The 12,874-nt window shown below is 42.7% G+C and carries 11 protein-coding genes; 3 read left to right on the top strand and 8 right to left on the bottom strand.

What is annotated here, in order from left to right; genetic code table 11:
- Positions 1–100 precede the first annotated feature (100 nt).
- Entirely contained in the window at positions 101–1,582 is a 1,482-nt protein-coding gene (locus AB5706_RS08580) for a UxaA family hydrolase (RefSeq protein ID WP_173771171.1), read from the top strand.
- 109 nt (positions 1,583–1,691) lie between these two features.
- Entirely contained in the window at positions 1,692–3,176 is a 1,485-nt protein-coding gene (locus AB5706_RS08575; protein ID WP_118579823.1) for a tagaturonate reductase, read from the top strand.
- A gap of 188 nt (positions 3,177–3,364) precedes the next feature.
- Here the strand turns inward: AB5706_RS08575 and AB5706_RS08570 are convergent, their stop codons facing one another.
- From AB5706_RS08570 to AB5706_RS08550, 5 genes are all read right to left on the bottom strand, one after another.
- Positions 3,365–3,535: a hypothetical protein gene (locus tag AB5706_RS08570; protein ID WP_173716171.1), complete on the bottom strand. Its 171-nt coding sequence runs from the start codon at positions 3,533–3,535 to the stop codon at positions 3,365–3,367.
- Between the two features lie 414 nt (positions 3,536–3,949).
- Positions 3,950–4,483, bottom strand: a complete 534-nt coding sequence (locus tag AB5706_RS08565) for a methylated-DNA--[protein]-cysteine S-methyltransferase (RefSeq protein ID WP_148461765.1) — start codon at positions 4,481–4,483, stop codon at positions 3,950–3,952.
- Between the two features lie 313 nt (positions 4,484–4,796).
- The gene (locus tag AB5706_RS08560; protein ID WP_173734929.1) at positions 4,797–6,080 is read right to left on the bottom strand and encodes a phosphodiester glycosidase family protein; all 1,284 of its coding nucleotides are present in this window, start codon (positions 6,078–6,080) and stop codon (positions 4,797–4,799) included.
- Positions 6,081–6,284: 204 nt separating this feature from the next.
- The gene (locus AB5706_RS08555; RefSeq protein WP_173771189.1) at positions 6,285–7,946 is read right to left on the bottom strand and encodes a hypothetical protein; all 1,662 of its coding nucleotides are present in this window, start codon (positions 7,944–7,946) and stop codon (positions 6,285–6,287) included.
- Positions 7,943–8,116, bottom strand: coding sequence for a DUF6783 domain-containing protein (locus AB5706_RS08550; protein WP_308768402.1), 174 nt, complete (start codon positions 8,114–8,116; stop codon positions 7,943–7,945). Before AB5706_RS08550 ends, AB5706_RS08555 begins: the two co-directional genes overlap by 4 nt.
- On the opposite strand from AB5706_RS08550, the gene AB5706_RS08545 reads away from it, so the two are divergent.
- The gene (locus AB5706_RS08545; RefSeq protein ID WP_308768401.1) at positions 8,048–8,200 is read left to right on the top strand and encodes a DUF6783 domain-containing protein; all 153 of its coding nucleotides are present in this window, start codon (positions 8,048–8,050) and stop codon (positions 8,198–8,200) included. The genes AB5706_RS08550 and AB5706_RS08545 overlap by 69 nt on opposite strands.
- Before the next feature lie 243 nt (positions 8,201–8,443).
- On the opposite strand, the gene AB5706_RS08540 is transcribed toward AB5706_RS08545, so the two are convergent.
- The 3 genes from AB5706_RS08540 to AB5706_RS08530 form a co-directional block, all read right to left on the bottom strand.
- On the bottom strand, positions 8,444–9,577 hold the full coding sequence (locus tag AB5706_RS08540; RefSeq protein ID WP_173772828.1) for an alginate O-acetyltransferase AlgX-related protein: 1,134 nt from the start codon (positions 9,575–9,577) through the stop codon (positions 8,444–8,446).
- Positions 9,578–9,587: 10 nt separating this feature from the next.
- Positions 9,588–11,003, bottom strand: a complete 1,416-nt coding sequence (locus AB5706_RS08535) for an MBOAT family O-acyltransferase (RefSeq protein WP_173772829.1) — start codon at positions 11,001–11,003, stop codon at positions 9,588–9,590.
- Between the two features lie 252 nt (positions 11,004–11,255).
- On the bottom strand, positions 11,256–12,860 hold the full coding sequence (locus AB5706_RS08530; protein WP_173772830.1) for a xylulokinase: 1,605 nt from the start codon (positions 12,858–12,860) through the stop codon (positions 11,256–11,258).
- Positions 12,861–12,874: the final 14 nt, after the last annotated feature.

Raw genomic sequence — 12,874 nt, 5'->3', positions numbered from 1 at the left:
GCTTTTTTTCCATTTTCTATTGACGTTCCTGTTTTGTTGATGTAATTTGAATGTAAGCTCTTACATATATTATTTTCACATAAAGGAGGTTGTTGATTTCTTGAAATCTTTTATTAAAATTAATCCTTCAGATAATGTAGCCGTTGCGCTTCAGCCTCTGGCGAAAGGCACTGTGATCGAACTTGATAACTCCACACTCACTCTTACAGAAGACATCATGCAGGGACACAAGTTTGCATTAAAAAATCTCAAGCCTGGTGATTCCATTATTAAATATGGTAATCCCATTGGATGTGCAACCACAGAAATTTCCGCAGGTTCCTGGATTCATACTCACAATTTAAAAACAGGGCTGGGAGATCTTCTTACTTATACATACAATAAAAATGTCACAGAGCTTCCACACCAGAAGCCAAAATTCTTCCAGGGCTATCGCAGAAAAGACGGCCGTGTTGGTGTACGTAATGAAATCTGGATCATCCCTACAGTAGGCTGCGTTAACAATGTCGCATCTGCTATTGAGCGGGCCTCACAGAAATACATGACAGACCAGATTGATGGTGTCTGCGCTTTTCCCCATCCTTACGGATGTTCCCAGATGGGTGATGATCAGAATAACACACGTCAGATTCTTGCTGATTTAGTGAACCATCCCAATGCAGGCGGTGTTCTGGTTCTTGGACTTGGCTGCGAAAACAGCAACATCGATGAATTAAAGAAATTTATCGGAAACTATGATCCTGAGCGTGTACGTTTTCTCGTTGCCCAGGAATGTGAAGACGAGATCCGTGATGGTATTGAAACTGTCAAAGAACTGATTTCCTATGCATCCTCATTTAAACGTGAACCAATCCGTGCATCTGAACTGATAATCGGTATGAAATGCGGCGGCTCTGATGGTTTGTCCGGAATCACGGCAAACCCTACTGTTGGTGCATTTTCTGACAAACTGATTTCTATGGGAGGATCTACAATTCTTACAGAAGTTCCTGAAATGTTCGGTGCTGAGGAATTACTTATGAACCGCTGCGAGACAGAAGATCTGTTCAACCAGACAGTTGCCCTTGTCAACGATTTCAAAAACTATTTTAAAAGTCACAACCAGACCATTTATGAAAATCCTTCTCCTGGAAACAAAAAAGGCGGTATTTCCAGTCTGGAAGATAAATCTCTCGGATGTACGCAAAAATCCGGAAGTGCACCTGTCATGGGAGTTCTTTCTTATGGAGAACCTGTAAAGGAAAAAGGATTAAACCTGCTGAGTGCACCTGGCAATGATCTTGTCGCCTCTACTGCCCTTGCTGCATCCGGTGCACACATTGTACTTTTTACCACCGGACGCGGAACACCATTTGCAAGTCCTGTACCTACAGTAAAAATCTCCACAAATAACCAGCTTGCAAAAAAGAAGCAGAACTGGATTGATTTCAACTGTGGAGTCATGGTAAATGATACTCCTCTTGATGAGCTTTCAGAAAATCTTCTGGATTTTGTCCTTGAGATTGCATCCGGAAAGAAATCAAAATCCGAAGAAGCAGGTTTCCATGATATGGCAATCTTCAAACAGGGCGTTACTTTATAAAACATAAATCGAATTGCGGAAGCAGCGTAGCTGCGTAGCAATCCGGATATCAAATGAGTGTCAAAAGACCTTTTAACACTCATATCATTATATATGAGGAAAAATGAAAATGAAAAAATTATCTTATGCTGTTTTAAAAGAACAGGGCTATGATGGATACCTTCTTGAATCAGCGCCGGAACGTGTACTTCAGTTTGGTGAAGGAAACTTCCTCCGTGCATTTGTAGATTATTTTATAGATGAGTTAAACGAAAAAGCCGGATTCAACTCCAAAGTTGTTCTGTGCCAGCCAATCGCTCCAGATCTCGATGACAGGTTCAACGAACAAGAGGGTCTTTATACCTTATTTCTCCGTGGATTCCAGGATGGCAAAAAAATAAATAAAAAGCGTGTTATCTCCTGTGTAAGCCGTTGTCTCAATCCATATAAGGATTTTGAAGCAGTTCTCGCATGTGCAGATAACCCGGACCTCCGTTTTATCGCATGTAATACAACAGAAGCCGGAATTACTTATGATTCTTCCTGTCAGTTTACTGATGTTCCGGCTGGCAGCTATCCTGGAAAACTTACTCAATTTATGTATCGCCGTTTCCAGAAATTCGGTCAGGAAGCCGGCAAAGGATTTATCATTCTTTCCTGTGAGCTGATCGATGATAATGGAAAAGAGCTTGAAAAATGTGTATTAAAATATGCTGAACAGTGGAATCTTGGTGAAGACTTTATCAACTGGATCAAAGCTGAAAACATCTTCTGCTCTACACTTGTAGACCGTATTGTAACAGGTTATCCAAGAAATGAAGCTGCTGCAATCTGTGAAGAACTTGGCTATAAAGATAACCTGATCGACACAGGTGAAATCTTCGGCTTCTGGGTAATCGAAGGACCTCAGTCAATCAAAGACGAATTCCCGGTTGACAAAGCGAACCTTCCAATCCTGATCACAGACAATCACAAACCATACAAGCAGAGAAAAGTACGTATCTTAAATGGTGCTCATACCTCCTTTGTACTGGGTGCTTACCTTGCAGGACAGGATATTGTCAGAGACTGCATGAACGACGATGTGATCTGTGGATTTATGAACAAAACTATTTATGATGAGATCATCCCTACTCTGGACCTTCCAAAAGCAGAGCTCAAAGATTTTGCCGCTGCTGTTACAGAACGTTTCAAAAACCCATTTATCGATCACGCTCTTCTTTCCATTTCTCTGAACTCTACATCCAAATGGAAAGCACGTGTTATGCCGTCACTCAAAAAATATGTTGAACGCAAAGGTACACTTCCTGCATGCATCACAGCTTCTTTCGCCTTCTACATTGCATTCTATAACGGATATGCTATGAGCGAAGACGGACTTACAGCCAAAAGAGCAGCTAATGAATACACTGTAAAAGATGACAAAGCAGTTCTCGAATTCTACCTTGCACATAAAGATGATTCCGCAGCGGATCTTGTTCATGCAGTCTGCACCAATACTTCCTTCTGGGGCGAAGATCTGACACAGATTTCCGGATTTGAAGCAGCTGTATGCAATTACTTAACTCAGATCCGTGAAAATGGTGCGTATGAAGTAATGAAAGCACTGGCTTAAATATATTACTGAATCATAAGTTCTTTCCATGATTGAAAGCGACGGTGCAGGACGCGTGCAACGTTAGAGCGTGTCTGAAAAAGGCTCTGGATTTTCTTCCGCATTGCTCATCAAAAACCTCCGGCATACATTAAACCTCCCAACATGGGCGCAGAGTCAACAGACCCTGCGCCCTTTCTTAAAATATTTTAATATCTGGAAGTAGTATCTTCCCCAGACTCGTAAGAATTACGACTCTTGTTTTTGCTGCTGTTTTTTGAGTAAGAATTCTTGCAATCCTGAGAATTCATCTCATTTTCATAAGATCTGTTTGTTGAATTTTTGCTGTTCTTGTTTTCAGACTCATAATTTTTTGCCATTTGAGTATTCCTCCTGTTGAATGCCGCTGTTCGCGTTCTGTTCCGCACCCAGCAGCTGTTTTCAAATTACTTTGTGTATTGTAACCAATTGCAGAAAGAATATTCATCAAAATGATATTGCTTTTTTTTCCAATTTATATTATAATTGGCTTTGTAAAAGAATTTACCCTTCAAAAATTTTTTTACATAACCCCTTATTTAATTATTTATACTCCCCTCGAAATACCCGGTAGCTCCCCTACCGGGTGTTTCTCTTTGGATTTATAAGGGTTTGCGGGGTTTTGGGGTTCACCATTCTCGTAATATTTCTGTAACATTTAATAGATATGTCCAAAATATGTCCAAGATTCTATTTTCCGTCCAATCTTGGCTCTCCAAAATAACCCAAAATGAGGACAGTTTTATCACTGCCTCCTACAATGCTGTCCCTTTCTTTGGAACAAATAAATAACTCATATCCGCGTGTTCCAGTTCAAGCAACGAAAGCTTTTTATCAATTCCCCCGGCATACCCTGTCAGACTTCCATTTGTGCCTATCACACGATGGCAGGGAATGATAATAGAAATTTCATTGTGTCCAACCGCACCTCCAACTGCCTGGGCAGACATGCGGGATACATTTTTCATCTCTGCCATTTTGCGGGCAATTTCTCCGTATGTGATCGTCTGTCCATAGGGAATCTGCAATAAAATCTTCCACACTGCCTGTCTGAATGTTGAGCCGTCCGGATGAAGTGGCGGAGTAAATTTCGGTTCTTCACCGGAGAAATAAACATCCAGCCATTTTTTCGCTTCCGTGAGAATCTCTGTTTCCTGTGGAATATGCTTGTCTGGAAGTGTATTCCCAAAATATTTCTGTCCTTCAAACCATAGACCAGTAATTCCCACTTCATCTGCCGCCAGTAAAATATGCCCTAACGGCGATTTATATTTGTATGTGTATATCATATTTATACCTCAAAAATGCATGAGGTAGTGTCAACTTCATACCTCCAAAATCGGCTCACCCCCAGTAAAATCAACGATTCTGGGCTATATAGCCTTTACCTCCCCTTTCTTTGGTTTAGGTGACCTTAATTTTACGTTGGAAAACCTGTCAAGGCCGGGCTGAAAGCCCGTAAAATTCAGCCTTGACGGGGTTTCCGTAAGTAAAATATACTTGGTCAGCACCAAGGAAAAAAGAGATAATTTTTTCTTAATTCGTTTTACACTACCGTCGTTCAAACAACATGATCCTTAAATGCTTTTCATTGTCAACACATCAATTCGTAAAATAAAGAAAATCCCCACATGGTCTCTCGTAATTATTAATCAGCTTATTCATGACCTGACCATTGTAATACAATGTGGCGGAGCCGCCGCCGTCCAGGTTGTAAGCGTACTGACAGCCATAGCTGTTGAAGATATTAACAAGATCCCAGTGGTTCAGGCCGGCGTAACTGCCAGTGTCGGTGACAAGAAGCACATAAATGCCAGGTTTCACCATTCCCACAGCAGTTCTCGGATAATATTTGGCTGTTTCTGACCAGGCCGGCTGGGCCTGGCCATCTTTGATCAGGATTGGGCCAAAATTATAGGTATCTTTTACCCCCTCTTCCAGAAGAGCTTCGCCTTTCAATCCCTGCTTTGGTGTATAAATAGTGCCATCATACCTTACAGCCATTACACTGTAACTGGTCTCATAATTTCCATAAATCACACCATTCTTGATGCACATTCCAAGAGGTGACGGCCGCCCTGTCTGGTAACTAAACGCACTTCCATTCACTCCGATAATACCCCCATTACCAGAAACTGCACCGGAGGTAGTCTGTCTGGCACCACCATAGCTTCCATAAGACAGAGCAGATTTCAGCTGTCTGGAATTTTTGATCTTTATCAGCGCTACCCAGTAAGGAACATTATGTGTGAATTTTCTGCGCAGATCAATATTAAGAGAGCTGCTTTTATATGTATAGCGGTTATCATTCACCTTCACATCCGGTCTGGTTTGTCCTGTTCTTCTCCCGCTATCATTTACATAATATTTCCCCACCCACACATTTGTATACAAAGCACCTGTTTTCTTATCAAAATAATAACGATATTCACCAATTTTCTGCCATCCTGTTGCCATTCTGGAATTAGGAAGGAAATAATATCGCTTTCCTCCGTAGCTTAGCCAGCGGTTGGCAATTGCAACACCTGACTTATTAAAATAATAAGAGTATTTTGTTCCAGTAGCCCAGCGGTTACGGAACATAATGCCATTCTTCCGGTTATAATAATACCGTTTTCCGCCTGATTTCAGCCAGCCTGTATAGCGTTTGCCATTCTTTGTGCTGTAATAACGCTGACCTTTGTAGGTAATTTTTCCCCAAAGCAGTTTTCCCTTGGAATTATAAAAATAATAGTCTTTCCCCCGCTTCACCCATCCATGCTTTTTCGAAGTGATACTCACAGTCGTATTGGAAGCCTTCACATAAGAAGCGGCCCACACCGAAGAGGAACACATGGTAAATATCAAAAACAAAAAACAGATAATCCCAAAGCTTCTTTTTTTCAATTCCTTCTCCCCCTCATTTCAATAAGAAAATCGTAACGGTTCAGTACCTTCACAGTTACACGCTCCGTAATGCACCGAACTCACTAAACCTTTACTTTCTGGTTATAAAAAATTACGGGGCAGACAAATTACTTCGTCTGCCCCGCTGTATTTGCCTTGCTGCAGGTAATTATTATGCGGTCGCCTGCTCGCATAAATTACTGATTAAGCTGCCGGTGTCTCACTGTCATCCAGTGTATCTCCAGCCATATCTGTCTGCTCTTCGGACTCAGCAACACCATCTGTCTCCGCACTCTCAATATCACTGTCGCCTGTAGCAGCGATCACATCGTCCAGCCATCCCTCAGGCATGCCTGCGTTGGTCAGATTCTCTGTGATTGCATCCATATTCATGGAAGCTGTATAAGCCTCAACTTCATCATCATTACTGAAATCATAAACATCTGTCAGAGAAGCAACATCAACTGCGGCAAGTGTCTCACCGCCATTGCCGCCGGTCAGAGAAACTGAACCAAGAGTCGCACCACCTGCTGCAATAGCAAGATTCCAGTCAATGCTGTCCTCATCTGCACCATCGGCTGTAAAGATCAGCTGCATTCCACCAAATGGATCATAGGAATTTCCATCTTCATCTTCCACAGGTGCTCCGGAAATTGTGTAAGTTCCCTTCCAGATTCCGTCCTGTACTGCCTTGGTATCATAGTCTGCAACATCAATAACAGCAGCATCTGCGTCACCGGAAGAAAGCGTGTAAGTTCCGCTTAACAGATCACCATTCAGCTCACCGCTTCCTTCAATGGCAACCTTGTCATCTCCGGAACCCAGCTGCATGGAAAATCCTCTCTTCTCTCCATCCGCTGTACACAGATATCCGAAAAGCTCTTCCTCCTGCTCATCATCATTCAGAAGGAACTGGCGTCCAACAACCTCTCCATCACTGTCAACCCATGCCCTTAAAATAAATCCGGACTCGTCAGTCTCATCAGCTTCTGTATCCAGATCTTTCTCCATATCCTCGATTGCTTCCAGGAAAGTCTCATAAGTATAATCCGGATCATTCATGGCTTCTGTCCAGGTCTCAATAAGCCCCTTCAGTTCTTCATCAGACTTGGCTGTATCCAGAATCTGCTGGAACATTGGAAGTGCCTCTGCCTGTGTAACATGTCCTTCCAGAACGCTAAGCTCCTGACTTACATCTCCTGCAACAGCTTCCTGTGCTCCAGGATTCTCAGCATCTGCAACATTATCAAAAATAATATCTGTGTATCTTGTAAGAATAGATGTCACTAAGTCTGCTTCCGGAAGGTTCTCCAGAGTGGAAAAATAACTGTTCATGCTATCTGCCAGATCAAGACTCGTGGTAAAGGAAGAATCCAGTTCCTGATCTGCCTCTTCCACAGCTTCCTGAGTCATCTGCTCCATGTTCATTTTAATATAGCCATCACTCAGCTCCGGAATTCTCATATAAATTTCAGAATTCTCTGTATCAAAATAATATTCTATTGTACAGATCTTGGTTCCATTTACATTCACATCCATAAACTCAGTCATGGACTTATCAGACATGCTTACATTTCCACTGATGGAAGCATCCGCCAGCCAGGAGATATCCACAGGAGAAAGCATTCCCAGAATTGCTTTTCCACCATCTTCCAGACTGACCTTTATTTCCGCATTTCCCTTAACTTCTTCTGTATCCATTTCAGAAAGGCTCTTTGCGTAATCTGCACCAAATTCCTCGATCATTTTGGCAAAGGCTGCTTTCTCAGTTTCCTTGTAAGAATCTGCTGCCCATGTGGTAGCCGGTACTGCACTGATTCCCATAAGGGATGCTAACAAAATTGCGGTAATTTTCTTTCTCTTCATAAGATCCTCCTTTGGTATAAATCCTTACGGATTCTGCAATCTTTCCGTTGCTGTTCACTAGAGCGTGTTTGAAAAAGGCTTTCTGCAAGATGTGCGTCACAATTTGTGGGAGATTTTGTCCGGATGAGGGCGCCGTAGCGGGCTACGGCAACCGAATTCGGGCAAAATATACCGCAAAGTGGGGCGTGCAGATTGCGGGAATGATTTTTCAAACAGGCTCTAGTAACATTCCCAACTGCTCTCATTACCAGTAAAACAGCCGGTTTCTGTCAATGATCCGCTACAGACCATACAATGATCCATAATAGACATATCTGACAAAACAAGTTAATATCAGAATAGCATTTGCCGAACTTATTGTCAATAACCCATAAATATTCTGACGATTCCCGTGACAAAAAAGGTTACTGTTCCATCTGTGACCAATAAAACAAAAATTTTTCCCACAAACAAATCCTATAATTCCGGACAGGCTCTGATATGTTATATTGTACCATTTACTCTCCGCTGTCCTGTATAATATAACTATCCAGCTTTTCCATATACCTCTGATCACGCTCAACAGTAATCACAATCACGTCGTCCGGTTCATATTTATCCAAAAGCTCCTGGTCAAAGTCATCAATTCTCACAAATAAGGTTTTCTGATAGCGATAGGGCATGTATTTTTCAAGGCGGAGGCGAAAAGAATCCCCGATCACCATTAAAGTTTTCTCATTATCCGAATTGGATTTAAACACTTTCAGGATCTCCTCGCCGCCTTCGCTCTCCTCTTTTTTCACCTTGTAACGGATACCATCGTGAAAATACTTCAACCCATATTCCCTGTCATCATCCAGCTCTTTATATCGCCCGATCATCCTGGACAGATCCCCCCTGCAAGGCTTAGTCCCGATCATAACCTGAATATCTTCGATGGGCAGACTTTCACCTGTCATATCCTGTACAATTTTCTCGTTGGTAATATATCCGCCTAAATTGTTCATGTGAGTATCATATTTTCGGAACAGCTGGTATTTTTCAGTAAACTCCCTCAGATAATCTGCCAGAAAATCAAATTCCACGTCGGAATTTTCTTTCATATATTTTGCAAAAGTCTCCATTCTGGAATCCCCGATTCCAATCACCTTTGGCTTCTCCGGCATATACTTCGAATAAAGTGTCTCTTTGTTGGGAGCCACGTAGTAATGGAATTGTTCCACACCCCTGTCCAGAAACCAGTCCCGCACTTTTGCAATTCCGGATGCAATTTCCGCACTTTGTTCCAGTGTATACACATTGGTTTTCTGGTAATCTGCCATGGCATTTTCTCCCTCCCTTTCCGGCAGGTAAAACAGCCAGTTATCTTCTCCGATCACCACATCCCCGATCTTTGTATTGCGGAAAACTTCCGTATCAATAAAGTTGCAGAACTTCACCAGGTCATTTTTGAAGGGCACATGATCCTTATAATACGCCTCAAACTGCTCCGGGAAGTCTCCCAGAGATTCCAGATTCACCTCCGGAAATTCAGCCAGTTTTCTGTTTTCATTGTTTTCCGTATCAAATCTGCCGGAAAATCCAGTCCACACCACTCCTGGCAGAACCAGACTTCCTGCAAATAATACGATCAGAATTTTCTGTTTTCTCATATGCTTCCTGTTAAAATCTGAAATAAATAAACGGGTTATAGCTGTTATTTACAAGTGCCGCTACACTCAGCCAGAAAATCACCAGACAGGCGATCATTCTCGGAACTGTCACCATTCCATTGGCAGGGATTTTTCCATCTGAATGTACCCGGACCTTCTCATATATCTTCTGCAAAACTCCTGCAAATAAAACACCCATAACGATCAGAAAGATCATTTTGCTGTCAAGATATGCAGAAAGAAGAATGGTTCCTCCATGTGCCACAAACATATTTCTCACATAAGTAAAAAACAGGGAAATATTTTCTGCACGGAACAGAATCCATCCAAAAAACACCGCGGTCACCGTGTAGCCCCAGCCCACAATTCCAGGCAGTTTTTCCAGTTTTTTTCCAAGCCACACACGTTCCAGTATAAGAAAAAGGCCATGATAAAGCCCCCAGAGGATAAACGCTATTCCAGCCCCATGCCACATTCCGGTAAGGAAAAATACGATAAGCAGGTTTCGATAGGTGCATGCCGCGCCTTTGCGATTTCCTCCCAAAGGAATATAGACATAATCGCGAAACCAGGAAGACAGGGAAATATGCCATCTGTGCCAGAATTCCTGCACAGAACCAGCTGTATAAGGATAATTGAAATTCTCCTGGAATTCAAATCCGAACATTTTTCCAAGACCAATGGCCATATCGGAATATCCGGAAAAATCATAATAAATCTGCATCATGTAAAGAATTGCGCCCAGCCACAGAGCCTTCCTGGATACCGCGTATGGACCATATTTGAAAATTTCATCCACCACACGGGCAAAGGAATTGGCAAGAAGAACCTTTTTCCCAAGTCCCCAGCAAAAACGCATTATCCCGGCTGCAAATTTTCGGGTAGTCTCTTTTCTTCCTGTAATCTGAGCTGCAATGTCGCGATATTTTACAATAGGTCCTGCGATCAGCTGTGGGAAAAAGGAAATATACAAAAGCATATGCCAGAAATTGTGCTGTGCCGGCACCTCTCCCCTGTACACATCGATCACATAGGACAACGCCTGGAAAGTATAAAAAGAAATTCCGATCGGAAGCGCCACCTGAAAAAGAGTGGTTCCTGTTCCATCTGCTGAAAAAAGTCCGGTTATGGCTTCTGTCAGAGTTCCAAAATACTTGAAATATCCCAGCAGCCCCAGATTAATAAGCAAAGTTGCCACAAGAATCTTTTTTTTTCTGGTCTGATATTTTTCAATCAGAATTCCACCGGTAAAATTCACCGCTACGGAAAACAGCATAAGAAAAACATAAAGTGGCTCTCCCCATGCATAAAAAAGCAGACTGAAAAATACCAGGATTCCATTTCGGATTTTTCCGGGACTTATATAATATGCTGCCAGTACTAAGGGCAGAAAGATCCATAGAAAGAGCATCGAGCTGAAAACCATGTGTATCTCCTTTATTTTTCAAACAGGCTCTGGAGCATGTTTGTCTGTCAATGCTCAGTATTATAACATAAAAGACCCTCCCCATACCAGTATCCTGAAAAAATTCACATTCTGGTATGAGAAAGGTCTCCGTTTTTAACTGAGAGAAAAATCCATCCGTTCTCACTTATTTCGTTTTATAACTACACAGAACTTTTTTCGCATGCAGATTGCGGGAATGATCTGAGGCATACCCTCCTCATTCCAAGCCACTTACCAAATTCTGGAGTCCACAGCTGCGCGCTCGATCGGCAGGCCTTTCATATATCTTTCCATGAACATATTAAAGCCTTCTACACCCTCCGGATCCGGATTCAGGGTGCTTCCCTGATTTCCTGCAAATACCTTGGTATCCAGGAAGTCTTCCAGAGTCTCATTTTCCTCTTTATTTACAAGATAGGAAGCGAGCACTGCAATTCCCCATGCACCGCCTTCACCGGCAGTCTCCATAACAGAAACCGGGGCATTTACAGCATCTGCAAGGATCTGCTGTCCAACACCTTTTGTCTTAAACAGTCCGCCATGACCAAGAAGACGGTCAACCTTTACCCCTTCTTTCTTAAACAGGATGTCAAGACCAACTCTCATAGCACCAAGGCAGGTATAAAGATTGGTTCTCATAAAGTTGGCAAGGTTGAATTTGCTCTCTGGAGAACGTACAAACAGCGGTCTTCCCTCTGTAAATCCAGTCATATGCTCACCGGAGAAATAGCAGTAGGATAAAAGTCCGCCGCAGTCCACATCCCCTTCCAGAGCCTTGTTGTATAAAGTTCCGAAAAGCTTGTTCATATCAGCTTCCATACCCATTGCCTCTGCAAACTCACGGAAAATATTTACCCATGCATTCAGATCAGAAGTACAGTTATTAGAGTGTGCCATTGCAACCGGATGTCCGGATGGAGTCGCAACCATATCAATTTCAGAATATGGTGCAGATAACTCCTTCTCCAGAACAATAGAGGCAAATACAGAAGTACCTGCAGAAACATTTCCGGTACGCTTTGCAACACTGTTTGTAGCTACCATTCCAGTGCCAGCATCACCTTCTGGCGGGCACATAGGAATTCCGGCTTTCAGCCTGCCTGTTACATCAAGAAGCTTTGCTCCCTCTTCTGTCAGGCAGCCAGCATCCTGTCCCGCAACAAGACATTTCGGCAGAATGCCGCGAAGCTTCCATGGGAATCCATAAGAAGCAACCTGCTCATCAAACTGCTGAACCATTTTTTCATTGTAATCCCTGGTAGTGCTGTCCACCGGGAACATTCCTGCAACATCGCCAATTCCAAGAACTCTTTTTCCAGTCAGTTTCCAATGTACATATGCCTCCAGAGTGGCAATATAATCAATATCTTTTACGTGAGGCTCGCCTTTTAAAATTGCCTGATACAGATGTGCGATACTCCATCTCTGAGGAATATTATACTGAAAAAGTTCGGACAGTTTTCTGCTTGCCTCTCCCGTAATATTATTTCTCCAGGTTCTGAACGGAACCAGAAGATTTCCTTCTTTGTCAAATGGCATGTAGCCGTGCATCATGGCACTGATTCCAATAGCACCAACGCTTGTCAGCTCCACACCATATTTCTCCTCTACATCCTTTGCCATCTGCTGATAACAGTCCTGCAAACCGGACCAGATATCTTCCAGACTGTATGTCCATACACCATTCTCATAGCGGTTCTCCCACTCGTGTCCGCCGGATGCGATTGGTGCATTATTTCCATCTACCAGAACTGCCTTAATTCTTGTGGAACCAAACTCGATTCCAAGTGATGTCCTGTTGTCCAGGATTGCCTGCTTTGCTTCTGCTGCTCCCATGTGTAAAATCCTCC

The organism is Ruminococcus sp. RTP21484sp1_RTP21277st1_D2_RTP21277_210401 (genome assembly GCF_040924225.1).
In the GTDB taxonomy this organism is placed as follows: Bacteria; Bacillota; Clostridia; order Lachnospirales; family Lachnospiraceae; genus Blautia_A; species Blautia_A faecis.
This window is presented reverse-complemented; position numbering and strand designations above follow the sequence as displayed.

Excerpts from the sequence above, each read along its gene's own strand:
- AB5706_RS08570 (WP_173716171.1), bottom strand. The coding sequence starts at position 3,535 with ATGGCAAAAAATTATGAGTCTGAAAACAAGAACAGCAAAAATTCAACA.
- AB5706_RS08565 (WP_148461765.1), bottom strand. The coding sequence starts at position 4,483 with ATGATATACACATACAAATATAAATCGCCGTTAGGGCATATTTTACTG.
- AB5706_RS08540 (WP_173772828.1), bottom strand. The coding sequence starts at position 9,577 with ATGAGAAAACAGAAAATTCTGATCGTATTATTTGCAGGAAGTCTGGTT.
- AB5706_RS08530 (WP_173772830.1), bottom strand. The coding sequence starts at position 12,860 with ATGGGAGCAGCAGAAGCAAAGCAGGCAATCCTGGACAACAGGACATCA.
- AB5706_RS08535 (WP_173772829.1), bottom strand. The coding sequence starts at position 11,003 with ATGGTTTTCAGCTCGATGCTCTTTCTATGGATCTTTCTGCCCTTAGTA.
- AB5706_RS08555 (WP_173771189.1), bottom strand. The coding sequence starts at position 7,946 with ATGAAGAGAAAGAAAATTACCGCAATTTTGTTAGCATCCCTTATGGGA.
- AB5706_RS08575 (WP_118579823.1), top strand. The coding sequence starts at position 1,692 with ATGAAAAAATTATCTTATGCTGTTTTAAAAGAACAGGGCTATGATGGA.